The 19,408-nt window shown below is 60.6% G+C and carries 14 protein-coding genes and 1 tRNA gene; 7 read left to right on the top strand and 8 right to left on the bottom strand.

The window, feature by feature from the left end; genetic code table 11:
* Positions 1–88: 88 nt before the first annotated feature.
* A complete protein-coding gene (gene cydC / locus AC6H1L_RS08740; protein ID WP_497601110.1) occupies positions 89–1,858 on the bottom strand; it encodes a thiol reductant ABC exporter subunit CydC in 1,770 nt (589 codons plus the stop codon).
* Positions 1,855–3,624: a thiol reductant ABC exporter subunit CydD gene (cydD, locus tag AC6H1L_RS08745; protein WP_497601111.1), complete on the bottom strand. Its 1,770-nt coding sequence runs from the start codon at positions 3,622–3,624 to the stop codon at positions 1,855–1,857. Before cydD ends, cydC begins: the two co-directional genes overlap by 4 nt.
* A 452-nt stretch (positions 3,625–4,076) precedes the next feature.
* Between cydD and AC6H1L_RS08750 the strand changes: the two genes are divergently transcribed.
* A complete protein-coding gene (locus AC6H1L_RS08750; RefSeq protein ID WP_497601112.1) occupies positions 4,077–4,697 on the top strand; it encodes a DUF2269 family protein in 621 nt (206 codons plus the stop codon).
* 249 nt (positions 4,698–4,946) lie between these two features.
* Positions 4,947–5,018: transfer RNA gene (locus AC6H1L_RS08755), tRNA-Asn, on the top strand.
* 70 nt (positions 5,019–5,088) lie between these two features.
* Here AC6H1L_RS08755 and AC6H1L_RS08760 read toward each other — a convergent pair.
* From AC6H1L_RS08760 to AC6H1L_RS08770, 3 genes are all read right to left on the bottom strand, one after another.
* The gene (locus AC6H1L_RS08760; RefSeq protein ID WP_497601113.1) at positions 5,089–5,997 is read right to left on the bottom strand and encodes a GntR family transcriptional regulator; all 909 of its coding nucleotides are present in this window, start codon (positions 5,995–5,997) and stop codon (positions 5,089–5,091) included.
* Between the two features lie 120 nt (positions 5,998–6,117).
* Positions 6,118–6,528 carry a DUF302 domain-containing protein gene (locus tag AC6H1L_RS08765; protein WP_497601114.1) on the bottom strand — a complete coding sequence of 137 codons (411 nt, stop codon included), beginning with the start codon at positions 6,526–6,528 and terminating at the stop codon, positions 6,118–6,120.
* A 299-nt stretch (positions 6,529–6,827) separates the two neighbouring features.
* Positions 6,828–7,241, bottom strand: a complete 414-nt coding sequence (locus tag AC6H1L_RS08770; RefSeq protein WP_497601115.1) for an ArsR/SmtB family transcription factor — start codon at positions 7,239–7,241, stop codon at positions 6,828–6,830.
* A gap of 177 nt (positions 7,242–7,418) precedes the next feature.
* On the opposite strand from AC6H1L_RS08770, the gene AC6H1L_RS08775 reads away from it, so the two are divergent.
* The 4 genes from AC6H1L_RS08775 (at position 7,419) to AC6H1L_RS08790 (ending at position 14,137) form a co-directional block, all read left to right on the top strand.
* The gene (locus AC6H1L_RS08775; RefSeq protein WP_497601116.1) at positions 7,419–7,775 is read left to right on the top strand and encodes a rhodanese-like domain-containing protein; all 357 of its coding nucleotides are present in this window, start codon (positions 7,419–7,421) and stop codon (positions 7,773–7,775) included.
* A 270-nt stretch (positions 7,776–8,045) separates the two neighbouring features.
* Positions 8,046–9,485: an MBL fold metallo-hydrolase gene (locus tag AC6H1L_RS08780; protein ID WP_497601117.1), complete on the top strand. Its 1,440-nt coding sequence runs from the start codon at positions 8,046–8,048 to the stop codon at positions 9,483–9,485.
* Between the two features lie 258 nt (positions 9,486–9,743).
* Positions 9,744–10,451, top strand: coding sequence for a protein disulfide oxidoreductase (gene pdo, locus AC6H1L_RS08785; protein ID WP_497601118.1), 708 nt, complete (start codon positions 9,744–9,746; stop codon positions 10,449–10,451).
* A gap of 950 nt (positions 10,452–11,401) precedes the next feature.
* Positions 11,402–14,137 (top strand): valine--tRNA ligase, encoded by a 2,736-nt coding sequence (locus tag AC6H1L_RS08790; RefSeq protein WP_497601119.1) that lies wholly within the window; start codon positions 11,402–11,404, stop codon positions 14,135–14,137.
* A 205-nt stretch (positions 14,138–14,342) separates the two neighbouring features.
* On the opposite strand, the gene AC6H1L_RS08795 is transcribed toward AC6H1L_RS08790, so the two are convergent.
* The 3 genes from AC6H1L_RS08795 to AC6H1L_RS08805 form a co-directional block, all read right to left on the bottom strand.
* Positions 14,343–15,548, bottom strand: a complete 1,206-nt coding sequence (locus AC6H1L_RS08795; protein ID WP_497601120.1) for a WD40/YVTN/BNR-like repeat-containing protein — start codon at positions 15,546–15,548, stop codon at positions 14,343–14,345.
* A 155-nt stretch (positions 15,549–15,703) separates the two neighbouring features.
* Positions 15,704–16,498, bottom strand: a complete 795-nt coding sequence (gene map, locus AC6H1L_RS08800) for a type I methionyl aminopeptidase (RefSeq protein WP_497601121.1) — start codon at positions 16,496–16,498, stop codon at positions 15,704–15,706.
* A 241-nt stretch (positions 16,499–16,739) separates the two neighbouring features.
* Positions 16,740–17,375: a GtrA family protein gene (locus AC6H1L_RS08805; RefSeq protein WP_497601122.1), complete on the bottom strand. Its 636-nt coding sequence runs from the start codon at positions 17,373–17,375 to the stop codon at positions 16,740–16,742.
* Between the two features lie 421 nt (positions 17,376–17,796).
* On the opposite strand from AC6H1L_RS08805, the gene AC6H1L_RS08810 reads away from it, so the two are divergent.
* Positions 17,797–19,206, top strand: coding sequence for a calcium:cation antiporter family protein (locus tag AC6H1L_RS08810; RefSeq protein WP_497601123.1), 1,410 nt, complete (start codon positions 17,797–17,799; stop codon positions 19,204–19,206).
* The last annotated feature ends 202 nt before the right edge of the window (positions 19,207–19,408 follow it).

Consider the following 19,408-nt stretch of genomic DNA (forward strand, 5'->3'; position numbering starts at 1 on the left):
CCCACAGACTGACCGAAACGCCACGACGGTTGCTGCTCCTTAGCCCGTGGCTGGCCGGCTAGCTAGATCGACCGCCGGGTCCACAGGCTCAGGCGACAGGCAGCAGGGCGTTTTGCACTTCCCACAAACGTCGGTAGAGACCATCATGAGCAAGAAGCTGCTCGTGTCTGCCTCGCTCGACAATGCGCCCCTCATCTAGTACAAGAATCTCATCCATACGCTCCATGTTCAGGAGACGATGGGTCACGAGCAGCGTGGTACGGCCTTCCATCAAGGTATTCAGCGCCTCAAGCAGAGCCTGCTCAGTCAGACGGTCCAGATGAGCGGTCACTTCATCGAGTAAGAGAATGGGCGCATCTTTGAGCAGGGCGCGGGCAATGGCCAGGCGCTGGCGCTCGCCGCCCGACAGCTTCAGGCCCTGCTCGCCGACCCAGGTGTCGAGGCCGGCAGGGAGCTGGCGCACAAAGTCATCAAGCTGAGCCAGCTCCAGAGCGCGCCAGATCTGCTCTTCTGTGGCAGAGGGCGCCGCCAGACGCAGGTTGCCGCGGATGGTGTCGTTGAAGAGATAGGTCTCCTGAGTAACGACTCCCATCAGGCTGCGCAGATCGGCTAAGGCAAAGGAGCGAATATCTTGGCCGGCCAGCAGAATACGCCCCTCTTGCGGGTCCCAGAAGCGCAGGGCGAGGCGCAGCAAGGTACTTTTGCCGGCGCCGCTGGGGCCGACAATGGCCACGCGCGCCCCGGCAGGAACGCGAAAAGAGATGTCAGTCAGCGTTCTCTGCAGGCCCTGCTCCTCGTAGCGGAAATGGACCCCGTCAAAGGCTAGCTCCAGCGAGGCCCTGGCCGGTAAGGGGGCGGGCTGGGGCGGATCGCTGACGGCAGGCGGTGTATCGATGATGCGAAAGAGGCGCTCGCCAGCGGCCAGGGAGTGACCCAGTTGGCCAAAGGCCTGCGCCAGCGGCGTAATGGCCTCGAAAGCGGCCAGGATGAGCATGGCCAGGAAACCAAGGTAGACGCTGTTGATCTGGGTGGTCACCGCCAGAGGGATAGCAAGCAGCAGTATGCCCCAAACGGCCAGGCCCGTCAGCAGCTCTTGCAGGCCTTCCTGCAGACCGCCCGCCACGGCCAGGCGACGCTGAAGACGATCAAGCCGCTGCTCCCAGGCAGCCAACTCCTCACGGCGGCGAGTGGCCTGCCCATAAGCCAGGAGATCGCTCATACCTTGCAGGCTCTCAACGATGTGCTCATTGAGCTTGCCACGCAGGGCGAGCTGCTCTCGACCTAGTCCGCGCGTCAGGCGCAAAGCCAGCAGCGGCAGCCCGAGGCCGGTCACCAGCAGAAAGACCAGCGCCGTCAGAGCCAGAACGGTATGAAAGATGGCAAAGAGCCAGCAGGTCACAATCGTCACGAGAGCCGCCACCAGCACCGGAGACACAACACGTAGATAGAGATTCTGCAGCTCGTCCACATCCGAGACCAGACGAGCCAGCAGGTCGCCGCTGCCCAACTGGAGCAGGCGGGCCGGCGCCAGCGGTGCCAGCCGTCGATAGACAGCCACGCGAATGTGAGCCAGCAGGCGGAAGGTGACATTATGCGAGAGCAGGCGCTCCCCGTAGCGAGCCGCGGCCCGCACCAGGCCCATCAGGCGCACGATCGTGATCGGGATACTCAGCAGGACGATCATGGTCACGATGGCCGCGCCGGCGATCAGATAGGAGGCCATGCTCAATAAGAGCATATTGGACACGACCATGACGCCTCCCAGCAGCACCGTCACCACAATCTGAGGGATGAAAGGCCGTAAAAAGGCCAGCAGACGCCAGGCTGTTCTTAGTGGAGCTGATCGCCGGCGAGTCATAGCGCCTCGGCCTCCTTTCCGGGTAAGGCCCCAGCCTCACGCATACGAGCCGTCATCAATTGAGCATAGGCACTGGTAGGCTGCCCCAGCAGCGTTGCCGGTTCGCCAACCTCGACCAGGCGTCCGCCGTCAAGGACAAGCACCTGATCAGCGGCGGCCACTGTGTTGACCCGGTGAGCGATGACCAGTAGAGTACGCTCGCGACGCAAGCGGGCCAGCGCTTCGCGTAGGAGGGTCTCGCTCTCGGGATCAAGACTAGAGGTCGGCTCATCCAGGATCAGCAGCGGCGCCTGCTTGAGGAAAGCACGCGCCAAAGCCAGACGCTGGAGCTGCCCGGCGCTTAAGCGTAAGCCTCGTTCGCCAAGCTCGGTCTCATACCCCTGCGGCAGCGCGTGGATGAAAGAGGCCGCCCCCGCCAGCTCAGCGGCGCGCTCGATCTCTTCGTCACTGGCCTCCGGTCGCGCCAGACGCAGATTGTCGCGTACGCTGCCACTGAAGAGATAGGGACGCTGCGGCACCAGCGCCACGTACTCCCGCCACAGGTCCGCCGGCAAGCGGTCCAGGGGCAGCCCATTGACAAGGATGGCTCCGCTCTCGATCTCCATGAAGCGCATGAGTAGATTGACCAGCGTACTTTTGCCGGCGCCGCTGCGCCCAACCAGGGCGGTGCACGACCCCGCCGGCAGCGTAAAGGTCAGATTCTGGAGCGCCGGACGCTCGCTATCGGCGTAGCGACAGGTCACCTGCTCGCAGGTGATGGTCAAGGGAGCAACGGGCAGCGCTGACGCTGACGGGGCCGCAGTCGGTTCCTTGACCGGCGGCGTGGCAGCCAGGATCTCTAGCATGCGCTTCGCCGCGACACGTCCCTCCATGCCGGCATGATATTGGGTGCCCAGTTCACGCAGCGGGCGATAGAATTCTGGTATGAGCAGCAGGACAAGAAAAGCCTGTTCAAAAGGTATTTCTCGATTGAGAAGACGCACACCCAGGAAAACAGCGATAAGGCCAATGGCCAGCATGGTCATAAATTCCAGGACCGCGCCAGAGAGGAAGGCGTAGCGCAAGACTTTCAGCGTGCGGCGGCGGTACTCCTCGCTCAGATGAGCCACACGCGCCTCCTGGGCGCCGCTGCGCCCGAAGAGGTGGAGGGTCACCAGGCCCTGGATCGTATCCAGAAAGTGGGCGCTCAGGCGAGCGAGGGTCGTCCACTGGCGCTGAATATGCTTCTGGGAATAGCTGCCGACAGCGATCATCAGGATAGGAATGACCGGCCCGGTGATCAACAGGAGCACGGCGCTGAGATGATCGAGCGGCCAAATGATGGCCAGCAAGAGGAGCGGAATGACCAGGCTCCAAACAGTCTGCGGCAGGTAACGAGCTACATAGGTCTCCAGGCGCTCACAGCCCTCATTCAGCGTAGCGACCAGCTCACCGCTGCGCTCGCCGCGCACAAAGAGCGGGCCAAGTTGTAGCAGGTGAGCAAACAGGCGCCGTCGCATCTGGCTTTTGACCCGATGGCCAGCCCGCCGCGCCCAGAACTCGCGCAACCAGACCAGCCCTGCCCGCAAGCAGATCATCAGCAGTAGAGCGATTAGGGCTGCTGCGACTTGCTGCAGGCCAGCACGGCCAAGAAAGACCCGTGCGACGATCCAGCTCAGTAAGGCCATCTGCCCAACGGTCGCCAGCAGCGCCAGCAGGCCGGCCACGACGCTGAGAGCTAATGGCCAGCGCGCCGCTGTGCAGTTGCGCAATATCTGCTTTTCCATCGCACTCCTCTTGGCAAATTCTGCTCTCCGCCTTCTCAGCTCTCTCAGATGTGCTCTCGACACTCTTTACTCTAGCGTAATAGCAGGTCGCTGCCATCGGGAGAGAACCTGAACTTTTTTGCGGAGAATACCGTATCCGCCAGCTCCTGACAAATAGTAGAACACCTGAGCAGCGAAGTTGCAACGCTGTCAGGTCGTCGAGAAAGGGCCTCAGCCCTTTTGTGATGAGATCGTAAGTAATTCCAGGGTTGGCCATGCGCGACAACGCTCGCAGAGCGAGAGCGAAAGCGCTCACATTCCTGGAGTGAGGAGTTGGGCAGTCTGTCTGTGAACTCGTTCCTGGTTCAGCAAGGAGCCGCCCGGCATAATTATTGGCGCAGGGGTTTTGAGAGTGCCCTTTCGTCGCCCAACCAATGACCGACAGAGGAGTGTCCGCAAAGGAGAGACCGTCTATGCTTGACTGGTACCATCTTGTGCTCTTCTTACACATTCTAGGTGCCCTCGGCCTCTTCATGGGGGTGGCTATTGAGCTAACCGCTATGATCGGAGCAAGTCAGGCGAGAAGCGTTGAGGCCGTGCGCGTCTGGTCTAGTGTTAATCGTCCCCTGGCGCTGTTCATGCCTCTTACGTCGTCCGTCATTTTCTTTGCAGGGCTGGCCATGCTCCTGGGCGCCTGGGGATGGCGTCACGCCTGGCTCGATGTCTCGCTTGTGCTCTTTCTGCTCATTGGCCTGGTTGTCTCCCCGGTCAACGGGGCGCATGGGCGCCGCCTCGGCGCTTTATTGGCGCAAGCCAGCGAGGGACCGGTCAGCCTAGAGCTGCGCCAGGCGCTGACCTATCCGCTGCACTGGGCTACCACCATCACGACCTCATTCCTGGCCATTGGCATCGTCTTCCTGATGGTAATCAAGCCGGACCTCGCTGGCACGCTGGTCACTATCCTCATCGCCCTGATCTTCGGGATCATCAGCTCCTGGCTCATGATTCGTCGTAACAGAGCCAGCGCAACGGCAGTCCCCCATGAGCTGCTTTCGGCCACCCACCTTCCTCGCCAGCCTCGCAGCGAGGGGTGATCTGCCAGGACGCTCAACGATGAGCGGCGGAACCCTAGAGGACATGCTAAAGGAAGTGCCAGGCTAGGGCTGGCTCGGACCGCTTTCTCGCCCCTGCAGCGGTTCTTTTACCTGCTGGGCTGGAACTGCTGCCACAGCGCCGACCTGGGAGTGTGTCACTCTGGCCTGGCTCCCCAGTCAGAAAAAGGGTGTTGACTAATTCAGCCGTCCGCGTTATAATAATGTCGCAAGCCGTTGTGAGAGTTCCATTCCTCGATAGCTCAACGGTAGAGCAACCGGCTGTTAACCGGTGGGTTGCAGGTTCGAATCCTGCTCGAGGAGCCTCCGAAGACGAGAGCCACAGAAGCATGAGCTTCTGTGGCTCTGTTTTTTGCGCGCTGGTCAGCCTTCACTACTGGGCGGACGAGCCTTCTTCTCTCCCCTCAGCGGTCTCTTCGCGCGTTCTCCCAGGTTCCGTATGGGCGCGCCCTCGCAGGCCCTGGGACGGCGAAGTACCTGCCTCGGCTTCGGCGAAAATTGGGCGCAGCTCACTGATCGTCGGTGGGCGGCCTCCCGTACCGCTGCGGCGCTGCAGGCACAGCCGATAGCTCACCCGGTCGGGCCGATAGTAGCGTTCTTGTATATAAACAGGTGCATTGCCTCCTGTACAGGAGAGACGGCGAATCAGCAGCAGAGCGGTCCCTACCGACACCTCCAGCAGGCGCGCCTGCTCGGGCGTCGCATTGGCTGCCGTAATCTCAAAGGTGCCGGCCTCAATAGGGATGCCGTAGCGCGACTCCAGCAGATGATAGATGGTCTCGCGGCTCAGCTCTTCCTCAGGCAAGAGCACACCGAAGCGCATCGGTAGCCAGGTGACGTCGAAGGCAATGGGCCGGCCATTGGCCAGGCGCAGACGGTCGAGGCGCATCACCTCCTCACCCTCACGCAGACCCAGGGCCGTCGCCACGGCGCGACTGGCCGTCTCGCGTCGAAAGGCCAGCACCCGCGAAGATGGCTCAAGGCCGGCCAACTCCATGTCTTCGACAAAATCGGTCAGGCGGACAAGGCTCTGCTCGATGCGCTTCTCGGCTACATAGGTGCCTTTGCCGTGACGCCGTATGACCAGGCCCTCATCTTCTAATTCGTTCAGAGCCTGGCGTACCGTAATGCGGCTGACGCCGTAGGTTTGCATCAGCTCCTGCTCGGTCGGCAGGCGGTCGCCGGGACGGTAGACGCCGCGCTCAATCTCGCCACGCAGAATCTGCTTGAGCTGATGATAGAGCGGCGTCGGCCCAGGCGTCAATTGTTGCGGTGTTGGCATACTCCTCCTCAGCCTGGCCCAGTTCGCTCGCGTCCGCTTATGCGGCTATGGTCATGACGATATGCTCACAGCGGGACGCTGCCCCTCATTATAGGATACCAGGGCACAGGCAGCAAGGCATCATGCTGAGGGGGCACTCAATGGAGCAAGCGCAGCGAGAGCACGCTGTAGCCGTGCCCTCGCCTCCTGCGCAAGCTGATCAAGCTGCGGATTGCCACTAATAGCCAGCATGGCCTTGGGATCAGCGATCTCAACGCGGCTAGCGTTCTCAGCGGCGCGCACAACGACGTTACAGGGGAGCAGGAGACCGATCTCCGGTTCGATCTCTAGAGCGCGATGAGCCAGGTGTGGATTGCAGGCCCCCAGAATCACATAGGGGGCCGTCTCCAGCCCGAGCTTTTCGCGCAGAGTCCGTCGCACATCGATCTCGGTCAGGACACCAAAGCCCTCCGCCTTGAGAGCCTCCTTGACGCGCTCAATCGCCTGCTCATAGGGTAAAGCCAACGTGATACCAAAACCGTAACTTGCCATCAGTCTTCTCCCTCCTTCTATGATCTATCTATGCTCTGATGAGCGCTGCCTGGAAACAGGCTTTCTTTCTGCCCGGCATCCGCGAGTAAGCCTGATCGTCGTTGGCTCGCTCAGCGCCGTGCTGGTCACGTTCGCCAGCGAATGTAAGCAAGCGCAGGCTGGACCGCAGACGGCAGTTGTAGGAAGTCAGGCCCCGGCTGCACGGGGTGAAGCGCTCTTGAGCGCCCTTTCTCTTGAGGCGACAGGGCCGGACTTCTCCGCCCGATCAGCGTCCCCTTAGTACTGCCTGCCGCCGATGGCTACTGAAGGCTCTGAGCCAGCGAGGTAAAGCGCTCCTGGACGCCAGCACAGACGATGTCACATAGCGTCAGAACACTGGGATCGGCGAGAGCATAGTAGATGCTCGTGCCGACTTTGCGCCGTTTGACTAGCCCCCCTTGCATGAGAGCCGCCAGGTGCTTGGAAACGTTCGGCTGGCTGGCCCCCGTCATGGCTACCAGCTCGCCAACACTGCGCTCACCGCCTGTGAGGGCCGCCAGGAGCTTGAGACGCAGCGGCTCCCCCAAGAGCCGAAAGCGCGCCGCAATCAGCTCCAGCAGCGGATCAGGAAAGCCCCCCTCGCTGCTCATCTGCTTCCAGCGCGCCCCGCCCGCAAGGTCCTGCGGTCGCCGCTCCTCTCTCTCCTGAGCTGCATAGAGTCTTTCCTCAGTCAAGATGCTCTCCTTTCTCACTGTGAGTACTGACTACCACCTGCCACCCATCACCCCTTGACTTCATGACTATATAGTAATATAATTAAAGAGGAAAGTCAAGGAGGGTGGCAGCCCATCACCAAGGGATGGCTGCTTCCCCCGCAATGCGAGTGGAAGGCAGGTACGAGAGTAAGACCAATGTTTGAACGCTTCCTACGACGTTCAGAAACCGGAGAGCAGGCGATCCCGACAATCGACGTGCGGGAAGCCTGGGAGCGGCTCGCCAGTGCAAACAGCAACGCTGTGCTGATCGATGTACGCGAGCCGTGGGAATATCGCAGCGGCCACGCACCGCGCGCGCTCAATATTCCACTTGGCCAACTTGGCAGCCGCGTGAGCGAAGTACCCCGCGATTGCGAGCTGCTGCTGATCTGTCTGAGTGGACACCGCAGCGCCCAGGCAGCTAGACAGCTACAACATCTGGGCTTCTCGCGCGTAGTCAATGTCAAAGGTGGTATGGCCCGTTGGCGCCTGCATGGGCTACCGGTTGAATAGGCAGCCCGTCAGCCCAGTCGCTCTTTGCGCGCCGCCAGGCCAGGAGCAGAGAGGCCGCAGGATGGCGAGGTCCCGTCAGGGGCATGTGTTAAGCAGTCTGGTAGCCTTCGTTTTTCGTTCGGCAAAAGTTGTCATATCGACATAACGTATCAAGATGATATACTGATAGAGGAGAGCGGCCGCTCCCGTAGACCAGAGAGCGGCCCAGCTTTGGGCGAGCGCCACCCCTCCCGAAGCTGGTAGCAGGCGGGTGGCAGCGAGGTGAGAGCCATGCAAATTGAGCAGTTCTACATTGAAGGACTGGGGCACCAATCCTACTTCGTCAGCGATGGGCGCAGTGGTCAGGCAGCGGTCGTTGACCCACGCCGCGATGTCGATGTCTACCTGGAGGCTGCCGCGCGGGCCCAGGCGCGCATCACCCACATCCTGGAGACGCATATTCACAATGACTACGTGACCGGCGGGCGTGAGCTGGCGGAACGCACCGGCGCGACCATTGTCGCCAGCGCTGATGCTCACCTGCGCTATCCCCACCAGCCGGTGCGCGACGGCGAGCGCTTCCGCGTGGGCGAGCTAACCTTTCAGGCGTTGGCAACGCCGGGCCACACACCCGAGCATACAAGCTACCTGGTCTATGAGCCGGAGAGTAGCCAGCCCTACGCCCTCTTCAGCGGTGGCAGCATGCTCGTTGGCAGCGCGGGCCGTACTGACCTGCTGGGTCCCGAGCTGACTCTGACCCTAACGCGCCAGCAATATCATTCGCTCATGCGCCTCTTGCAGACCTTGCCCGATAGTGTGCTGGTTTACCCGACCCACGGAGCCGGTTCCTTCTGCGTAGCCAGCGCCGTTGGGGCCAAGCGCAGCACGACTATTGGTCAGGAGCGCCTGGCCAACCCTGTTGTGCGGGCGCGCGACGAGGCCGACTTTGTGCGCCGCCAAATCGCCAGCTACACTGCCTATCCGCACTATTACCGCTACATGCATGACATTAACCAGCAGGGGCCGCGCATTTTGGGCCATCTACCGGAGCTACCGCCACGTTCGCCGCAGGAGGTGCAGCGCTGGCTACAGCAGGGTCTGCCGTTGATCGACGGGCGTTCCCGCCGTGAGTTCGCTCGTGAGTATATCCCCGGCTCGCTGAACATCGAGCTAGACAGCTCCTTTGCAACCTACGTCGGGTGGCTGCTGCCCTTCAATACGCCGCTCTTGCTGTTGATCGAGGACGAAGAGGGCCGGCGCGAAGCCGTGGTTCAGCTGATCCGCATTGGCTATGAGCAGGCTCAGGGCTACCTGGCGGGCGGTATCGCCGCCTGGAAGGCTGCGGCTCTACCGACGAGCAGCTTCGAGCGCATTGACATTGAGACGCTCTATCGCCGCTGGAAGGGCCAGCCGTCGCTGACTGTCCTGGATGTGCGCCGTGACGATGAGTGGCGACAGGGCCATATTCCTGGCGCTCTCCATATGCACATCGGCGATTTACCGCAGCACCTGGAGAGCCTGCCGCGCCATACGCCTTTGGCGGTCATCTGCCACAGCGGTCACCGCGCCTCGATCGCTGCCAGTATGCTAGCGGCTACGGGACGTGAGGTTGTGGCGGTCGACGGCGGCGTCCCCGATTGGGAGGCCCGCGGTCTGCCGCTGGTGAGCGAGCCGGTAGAGGAGCCTGCCTTGACAACTGCCGAGGACCTGGCGACCCACGCTCATCCGTGAGGTGCGGTCGGTGTTATTGTCAGTTAGCGCTCGGCCCCTGCCCGCGCACGGTAGCTGGCCCTGGTCTTGCTGGCCGCTATAGCTGTGCATGCAAGCTGCTGCGTGGCGCGGTAGAATGTGGCGGGTCCCCCGTCTCCCTACCAGATTCTCTGCTATGGGCGGAGGGAGATGGGACCCGTCTTCGCGAGGGTTGCCGGTAGCTTGCCAGCAGAGGAGCAGTGTGACGCTAAGCTGTAACCAGAAAAAGAAGGTGATACTATGGCTTTGATCGGTGCAAGCGACCGTGAAAAGATCCGCGACCTGTTCAAGGATCTGGATGGGGAGGTGACGATCACCTACTTTACACAACGTGAGTCGCCGCTGCTGATCCCCGGACACGAATGCCAGTTCTGTAAGGAGACGCGTGAGCTTTTGGAGGAGGTGGCTGGCCTCTCGGAGAAGATCCATCTTCAGATCAAGGATTTTTATCGCGATGAGGCGCAGGCCAAGCAGCTCCAGATTGAGCGTATTCCGGCCTTCATTCTGGAGGGCAAGGCCAGAGGACGGCTGCGCTTCTTTGGTATTCCTGCAGGCTACGAGTTTAGTACGCTGATCGAGGATATTCGCGCGCTCTCGCGGGGTGAGCTGACGCTCAGTCCCCAGACACAGCAGCAATTACAGGCGCTCCAGCAGGACCTGCACATTCAGGTGTTTGTTACGCCGACCTGCCCCTACTGTCCACGCATGGCCTTGCTGGCTCATCAGCTAGCTATGGCCAGTGAACGGGTGACAGCGGATGTTGTAGAGATTTCGGAATTTGTCGATTTGGCCCAGCGCTATCGCGTTCAGGGGGTGCCCAAGACGGTTGTCAATGATCGTCTTGAGGTGCTGGGGGCGGTGCCGGAGACGCGTCTCATGCAGCAGATCGTTCAGGCCTTCGCACCCCAGGCAGCTCAGACCTCCCAGGCTGCTCAGTCACAGCCGTGAGGCTGTCTCAGGGCGCTCGTCTACGCGGCAGGCCCCACTCCTCCATTGGCGCGCTGACTGCCCGTTCGGCGGCCTGGTTTCCTCCCCTGCTTGACATTTGCTACGCGATCCGTTACACTAAAAATAATCCGAACAAAGGCGCACTTGATGCGCCATCATAGCGATGCAGACGCTGAACAGGAGGAGTAGGCGCTCTGACCCCGGCAGAGAGGGAAGATCATCGGCTGCAAGTCTTCCCCGGATGGCGAGCGCTGAAGGTCGCCTGGGAGTCTGAAAGAGGCAGCATCGCGCCCGATCCTCAACATCCTTGCACGAGGGTGGGGTCTTTTCCCCGCTGTGCTCCCGCTGGCGGTCCGGCCAATCCGGGCCTGTCAGTCTACCTGCAGGCTGGCAGGAGAGGGAGAGCAGCCGGTGGAGGCGTGAGCTGCTCCGGTGTGCCCGTTAATGCACTAATGAGGGTCAATCGTCCTCCAGGATGCGGGGAAAATGACGAGCAAAAAGCTGCTCTGCTTGCTGTTTGGCGAGCGAGCGCCTTGCCGGCAGTCTACTCAGGCAGGCAACCAGGAGAGGAGCAGGACGGTTGGCTGAAGCAAGGTGGTACCACGAGTATGAACCCTTCTCGTCCTTGACGACGGGAAGGGTTTTCTGTTAAAACCGTTATCCGCCTGGCTCCCTACCTCGGGAGGGAAGCTTAATGGCAAGGCGCTGGTTGGTTGCCAGGCAATAGGCAAGAAGACGGTCAGCCAGGCAGCGCCATGCTCTCAACGATTGATGTTTGACCTGACTGGACCTGCCTCGGGTTCAGTTCAGCCTGCTGCGGCATTTATTCAGTTTTTCAAGTATCTATCCCTTGTTGTCATTATCGTTGCCAGCATTCATCAGTTTCGTGTACAAGAGCAGTGCTAGTCAGGCGGTGACAGAGCAGTCCACCTACTACCGCAGGAGGAAACATGATTGAACAGGACAAGATAGCCAGCACCGAGGAGAAGAAACGGTTGTTAGCGGCGCTTCCCAAAGCCTATGATCCGCAGGCGGTTGAGGGAAAATGGTATCGCTTCTGGGAGGAAGGCGGCTACTTCAAGCCGCGCCCAAATCCGCAGCGGCCTCCCTTTGTGATCAGCATGCCGCCCCCGAACGTGACCGGTGCGCTGCATCTGGGCCATGCCATCACGGCTACCATTGAGGATATTCTGATTCGCTACCACCGCATGCGTGGAGATGAGACGCTCTGGGTGCCGGGAGAAGACCATGCCGGCATTGCGACCCAGGCGGTGGTAGAGCGTGAGCTGGCCAAGGAAGGTACTGATCGTCATCGCCTGGGCCGTGCTGCCTTTCTCGAACGGGTCTGGCAGTGGGTCGGCCATTATAAGAAGCGCATTCAGGACCAGCATCGCCGCCTTGGCGCCTCCTGTGATTGGTCGCGGGAGCGCTTTACTCTGGATGAAGGCCTCTCGCGAGCGGTGCGTGAGGTTTTCGTGCGCCTCTACGAGGAGGGCCTGATTTACCGCGGCGAGCGCATCATTAACTGGTGCCCGCGCTGCATGAGTGCCATCTCTGATCTGGAAGTGGAGCATGAGGATACGCCCGGCAAGTTGACCTATGTGCGCTATCCGCTCAAGCCGGAGGCTGGTCGCAGCGCCGAGGCGCCTGAATATATCAGTGTGGCCACGACGCGCCCAGAGACGATCTTGGGCGATACAGCGGTGGCAGTCAATCCGCGTGATGCGCGTTATCGGAGCCTGGTGGGGCGTACAGCCATTCTGCCGGTTATCGGGCGAGAGATTCCGATTATCGCCGATGAGGCCGTGGAAATGGGCTTCGGTACCGGCGCGGTCAAGGTGACCCCCTTCCACGATCCGACCGACTTCGAGATCGGTCAGCGCCACGGCCTGCCGCGCGTGCAGGTGATCGGCTTCGACGGCAAGATGACCCCAGAGGCCGGGCCTTTTGCCGGTCTGGACCGCTTTGAGGCTCGCAAGCAGTTGGTCGAGCAGCTTCAGCAGGAGGGTTTGATCGTCAAGATCGAGGATTATACGGTTCCTCTGGGTCATTGCCAGCGCTGCAATACGGTCATTGAGCCGTTGGTCTCAAAACAGTGGTTTGTGCGCATGAAGCCGCTGGCTACGCCGGCCCTCAATGCGGTCAAGTACGGTCAGATCCGCATTGTGCCCGAGCGCTTCACGAAAATCTACTGCGATTGGCTGGAGAATATCCACGACTGGACCATCTCGCGTCAGCTCTGGTGGGGTCATCGTATCCCTGTCTGGTACTGCGACGATTGCGGCGAGACGATCGTGAGTCGCGAGGATGTGACGCGCTGTCCACATTGCGAGAGCGAGCGCTTGCATCAGGATGAGGATGTGCTTGATACCTGGTTCTCGTCCTGGCTGTGGCCCTTCAGTACGCTCGGTTGGCCCGACGATACGCCGGATCTGCGTCGCTACTATCCGACCTCGGTGATGGAGACAGGCTACGACATCATTTTCTTCTGGGTGGCGCGCATGGTGATGGCCGGCATCCATTTCATGGGGACCATTCCTTTCCATACGATCTATCTACACGGCCTGGTGCGCGACGCCAAGGGCGAGAAGATGAGCAAGTCGAAAAACAACGTCGTCGATCCGATCGAGGTCATGGATCAGTACGGCACCGATGCCCTGCGTTTCACTCTGGCGACGAGCAGTACGCCGGGCAACGATATGAAGCTGGTGCCGGAGCGCATCGTCGGCAATCGCAATTTCGCGAATAAGATTTGGAACGCCTCGCGCTTCGTGCTGACAGCTACCGCAGAGATCGGGGGCGGCGTTCCTCCTCTGGAGGCCCTGCGTCCTCGGACACTGGCTGATCGCTGGATTGTGAGCCGCATCTCACAGCTGATCGCCGAGGTGACGCAGCTTCTTGAGGAGTTCCAGCTTGGTGAAGCCGGACGCCGCATTCATGAGTTCTTCTGGACCGAATACTGCGATTGGTATGTGGAGATCGCCAAGGTGCAGCTCCAGGGGGATGCCGCAGCCCGCGAAACGACGGCGGCTATTCTACGCTCGGTGCTCGATGCTTCGCTGCGCCTTCTCCATCCTTTCATGCCTTTCGTGACAGAAGAGGTCTGGCAGCATCTCTATCGCTTCAGCGAGCCAGAGGCGGTGCGCTGGCCCGCGCCAGCGCTGATCGTGGCGCCCTGGCCCCAGCCGTTGCCCTCGGCCAGAGATGAGGAGGCTGAGGAGGACTTCGCCCTGTTACAGGAGCTGATCACGCGCATCCGCGACGCTCGCAATCAGCTCGGCGTGGAGCCGGCGCGCCGCATTCAGGTCTTGCTGGCCGCCGGTCCGAAACTGGCTTTGCTCAGCGAGCAGGCGCCCTTGATTGAGTTCCTGGCACGCACCGAGGCACCACGCTTCTATGAGCGCCTGGAGCCGAAGCCACAGGGGGCTATGGGCTTACTGGCGGGACCAGTGGAGATCTATCTGCCGCTGGCTGGGATGTTTGATGTGGAGAAGGAGCTAGCGCGTCTCGATAAGGAGATCGCTCGCACGGAGCAGGAGATCGCCCGTTTTCAGGCGCGTCTGGCGAACGAGGAGTTTGTGAAGCGCGCCAAGCCTGAAGTGGTGGAGCGCGAGCGCGAGCGCCTCAGCGAGCAAGAGGAGCGGCTAGCGAAGCTGCGTGAGCGGCGCGCGGCTCTGAGCAGCTAGGGGCAGTTTCCTTCTTCTCGCTTCTCGGCGGAGAACAGAGCAGAGTAGCAATCCCCATGTTCCTCCTTTTTCGCGCGCACAGGCAGGGAGCGGCTCATCGCCTACTGCGATGGGCCGCTCCTTTTTCCAGACACGCCACCGACGAGGAGAGAAACGATCTTGCTTTGCCTGTCTGTTTGGCTGGTTTGTCCGGCTGATCACGGCACTAGCTGAGCTGTTGCCAGCTCTGGCCACCGTCGGTGGTCTTCAGAATATGAGTTTGCGCCGGCGGCGCCAGACATAAGGCCCAGCCAATGTTAGCCGTCAGAAAATCCAGTTGAATGACGTCGCTAAAGGGGCCAGCGGATAGCTGCTGGCTCCAATGTTGTCCCCCATCGCGAGTCACATAGAGCCTTGTGCGGTCGGTAGCATAGCCGATAGTGGCCGACACAAAGGACCAGGCAATAACGGAGGCTGGGAGAGCTGCCCCATAGCGCCAGCTTTGGCCGCCATCATGGGTGATGTAAAAATAGAGACTTGCCTTGCCAGCGGCATAGAGATTGACGGGCAGGAGGCCATCGCGACTGGAGAAGAAGCGCGGCGGCAAGGTAGCGATCTGGGCTTTCTCGCTTCCAGTGGGGAGCGGCAGAGACTGAAACTGCCAGCTCTGGCCGCCGTCATGGGTCACATAGAGCCAGGCTCGATTAAGGCCCGGTTCGCTGCCGGTGGCCCAGCCAGTAGTTGTATTGATAAAGGCCAGGCCCGATTTGCTGCCACTGTAGGGAAGAGTGGTCAGGCTTTGAGCCGTCTGGGCCTGAGCCGCCGAGACCTGCATGACTCGCTGCCAGTGGCCGCCTCCATCGCTGGTACGCCAGATAGCAACGGCTTCGGCATTGCTACCAATGCCGAGATTGACCAGTAGCCAGCCGTGAAGCGCATCAACAAAGGTTAGCTGCACAACGCCGATGCCTGGAGCAGGGACATTTGTCCGCCGCCAGCTCTGCCCCCCATCGCTCGTATGGTAAATGGGAGTCGTCCGGGCGTTCTGGAAGATCAGCGCTACCCAGGCCGTCTGAGCATCCAGATAGGCGGTGACGATGCGCTCGACTGGCCCTTGCGAGGCCGAGTCAGCTTCGGGCCGGGGAGTGACATCGCGCCAGTGAACGCCTCCATCCGTAGTACGCAAGACGGAGCTCTGCGTTGAGGCCCAGCCATGCTGCTCATCGTACATCCAGAGGGCCTGCATCTGCTGCGCCGCCGCACTGACAGGTGAGGTCGGCGAGGGCGGAGGCGCATTCCCCAGGGGGCCGCAGCCGCTGCCAAGCACCAGGAGGACCAAGGTTGTGAGCGCCAGCCACTTCAGAGAAATCTGCCTTCTGTGCAGGTCCTGCTGCTGAACATCACAATATACTTCTGCTATTGCTTCCTGCATAGGGCGAACCCTCCTCGCTGCGCTGGCCTGCCAACGGGCGGTAGGCCCTTCATGGCCCATTGACTGCTCTAACAAGGTACTGCTTGCCCTCATTGTTGCAAGAGATTAAGACTTGCCTTGAGTTGAGCTGAGTCGAGGCCCCCACGACCAACGGATCAACCCCAGACGAGGCCACCGCTACCAGTAGTAAGCACCTGGGGACCATCTTCGGTGAGGGCAATGGTATGCTCAAAATGGGCGCTGAGCGAGCCGTCGGCGGTGACAATGGTCCAGTGGTCAGGCAGAATGCGAATCTCCTTGCTGCCCATACCTACCATCGGCTCAACGGCAATGACCAGGCCGGGCCGCAGCGGGAAGTCCATGTCGCGGCGGTAGAAGTTGGGGACCTGGGGAGGCTCCCACATCTCCCGTCCAATGCCATGCCCGATCAACTGCTCAAACACGGTGAAACCGGCCTGGCGAATAGATTGCTCCATGGCGCGCGCGACGTCGGCCCAGCGTGACTTGCGTGCAAGGAGTTCAATGGCCAAATGCAGGGCCCCTTCGGTTACCTGCAGCAGCCGTCTGGCGCGCGCATCAACCTGGCCTACTGCATGCGTCACGGCAGCATCGCTGCACCAGCCATCGAGGCGGCAGCCAATGTCGATGCTAACGATGTCTCCCTCTTGGAGGCGGCGCTTGCCGGGAATGCCGTGGACGATCTGCTCATTGAGCGAGATGCAGGTAGTCGCCGGATAAGGAACCGGTCCCGGGGCCCCTTTGAAGAGCGGTGCCGCTCCCTGCTCTGTGAGAAACGTTTCGACTGCCTCGTTAATTTCGGCAGTGCTCACCCCAGGTTTCACCAGCGAAGCCGCCACCTGATGGGCACGCCAGACGATCTCTCCTGCTGCGCGCATAGCTTCAATCTCAGCGCGCGACTTTAGTCGATAGGTCACTCCCTTGCTGCTCATGGCTTGTGCTTATCCCCAGCTCACTTTAGACAGACAATCACTCCGCTGCCTCAAGCGCTTCGCTTCGGTTCAGTTACCGTCAGTTAGATGAGCCAGTGAGTCGGTCGGTGAGCCAGGCCGCAGGCTTGCCTGACTGTCGTTGCCGCAGCAGCTCATCGCGCGGCGCCGGGCCGGGCCGCGTCCGCCTCTACTGCCAGAAGCCGCCGTCTGCTGCGCTGTCTCTGCCAGCCAGGCCGCTTCCTCAGTGGGCTGTGCTCATCCCTCCATAGGTAAAGATGTGATGGAAGGAGAAATTGTAGATCAAGACCAGCAGAATCGCGATGGCTTGCGACAAGAGCGCAGGCATATGCGCAAAGCTGGTCAGACTCAATTCGATACAGAAATTCAACAGGCTACCAATAATGGCCGTGAGGTGGAAGCGCAGACAGCGCTGCCACCAGGCGCGTTGGTGGCCTGGGAGATGGCGAAAGGTAAAGTAATCGTTGGCTGCGAAATTGGCAATAATCGAGATTTCAGCGGCGCTAATATTCGCAATTGCATTGTGCAGCGTAGTATTAACCGGTATAGACATGCGATAGAAAACAATATAGAAGACAACCATATTGACGACAGCCGCTGCACCACCGATGAAAAGATATGTGAAGAGCCGCTGAAACCAGCCGGCTTTGCCGCCAGTGATAGCATCGACGAAATCAAGGAAGCGGTTCACAACAGCCAGGGAGGTTGGCTGATAGCTCGGCAGACCGGGCGCCGAGGCTTGAGCGGCGGCCCCGGCCCCACTGGCCGAGACAGCCGGCTGTGGTTGCGTGCTATGTTCAACCAGAGCGATCAGATCCAGTAGGTCGTCCTGACGATCTTGCGTAATCGTATTCTTCATGCGTTCTCCGTGCCTACAATGGCCACTTAGAATTGTTACATTGGCACAAGCGAGTGAGAGATCGATAAAGTAACAGCCCCGTTTCCAGCCAGGGATGTTAGTACCAGCGTCTCCCTGGGTAGCGCCTCCTGCGTTCTCCCTGGTAGCTGGTGTTCAATCAGCGGGCAGGTGAGCGAAACTGACAATCTCGCTTGCAGGCCACAGCCAGGGACTTGCTGCACCGGGCTGAGTGGCTGAGTTCTCTTTTTCAGCATAGGTGCCGCATCTAATGATAAGCAGCAATGCGGCCCTTTCCGCAGGATTACGGTGGACAGAGGGGAAGAGCATAGGCTTAACTACTGGCAGACAGGGGCCGTTCGCTTCTGGCTCTTTGTGGGAGCCTGGGAGTGGCTCCAGGTCAGCGAAATGGGAAGGGACATCTATGTCGCGCTGGTTCTATAGTCTATTAGTTTTCGCAGCGCTGGCAGTGGCGCTGGAGCTGTTGCAGGTAGAGATTCCTCCACTGGTGCGCTTTGGGTGTGCTGCCCTGGGGATTCTTCCGCTGGCGGCGCTGATTGGGCGGGCAGTTGAGGCTGTGGCCGAACATACTGGCGAGCGCATTGGAGGCCTGCTGTTTGCCACCTTTGGGAACGTCACTGAGCTGATTATTGGCCTCTTCGCTCTGAGCGAGGGGCTGGTGGATGTGGTGCGCGCCTCAATTATCGGCTCTATTCTTGGCAATATCTTGCTAGTGCTGGGAGTGGCTACGACGGTTGGCTGTCTGAAGCATGGGCGGCTGCGCTTTGAGACACGTCCGGCCAGCCAGTATGCTTCATTGCTGGCGCTCTGTATCGCTGGCTTGCTGCTGCCAGCGGTGGCCGAGTTGCTGGCCTCGCGCGCTGGCCAGAGCCATATCGTTGAGCGTGGCATTCAGCTTTCCGACTTTATTGCCATCTTGCTGCTGCTTGGCTACGCCGCCTCGATCCTCTTCAGTGTCTTTCGCTTTCGTGACCATCCCGCTGAGGGCGAGGGGACGACAGAAGAGAGCTTTGAACCGGTGCTGGGGGCTCGCTCTGAGGCCGCCTTACTGCGTCTGCTGGCTTACCGCCAACGCCTGGCTCATAGCAATCTGCCGAACAAGAGCGGCGTGCTGCGCGAGCTGGACCGCACCTTGCAGGCTATGGTAGTCCCGGAGCGGACAGAATCGGCGCCGGCGCCTGCCAGCTCCCCCCCTGGTCAGGGAGGTTCCGCGTCCCCAAGCGCGAGCGGAGTAGCCAGCGAGCGTGTGCAGCCGGAGAGAGCCTCGCTCGCCGAACAGACCTCCGAAGCACAGCAGGTGAGACCTCCGCTTCCACAAGCGTCAGCAGCGAAAGAGACAGGCGAGAGAAAGCCTAATCTCTGGCTAGCTTTGCTCTTGCTGGCCGCCGCTACCGCCGGCGTGGCTGTGGTTTCGGATATTCTGGTCGCCTCTATTGAACCGTTTACCCAGCTCCTTGGCTGGAACCCAGCCTTTGTTGGTCTGGTCTTTCTTCCTCTCATCGGCGGTTTGCCGGAGTATTTCAATACCATTAATATGGCGCTGGATAAGCGCATGGGAATGGTGCTGGCCGCCTCTGCTGGCTCATCGATTCAGATTGCGCTGCTGGTGGCTCCGATCCTGGTGCTAGGCAGCTTGCTTGCGCCTCAGCGTCTTGATCTGGTCTTCAGCATTGTTGAGATTGCAGTTTTGGCGCTGGGGGCCTTCCTCTTTAGCGAGATTACGCACGATGGTGAGTTGGTCTGGCTAGAAGGGCTGCTCCTGATCCTCCTCTATGCGATCATGGGAGGGACGGTCTTTCTCTTCGGCGCCTGAGTTTGATGCAGAGCGGCACGAGGCCGGTGGGCGAGGAGCAAGGTCAGGAGCACCAACGAGGAGCGCCGGCGCTCCTCGTCGTGGGGTGGAATTGAGGGTGACGGCCAGGTGGGCAATCTCAGGCTTCAGCCGACCGGGTCCACAGGGTCGGTTCCTGCAGACATTTCTCCGCGGCGACGGCGCTGTCGCGCTGTGCTACGCT

Source organism: Thermogemmatispora argillosa (genome assembly GCF_059696725.1).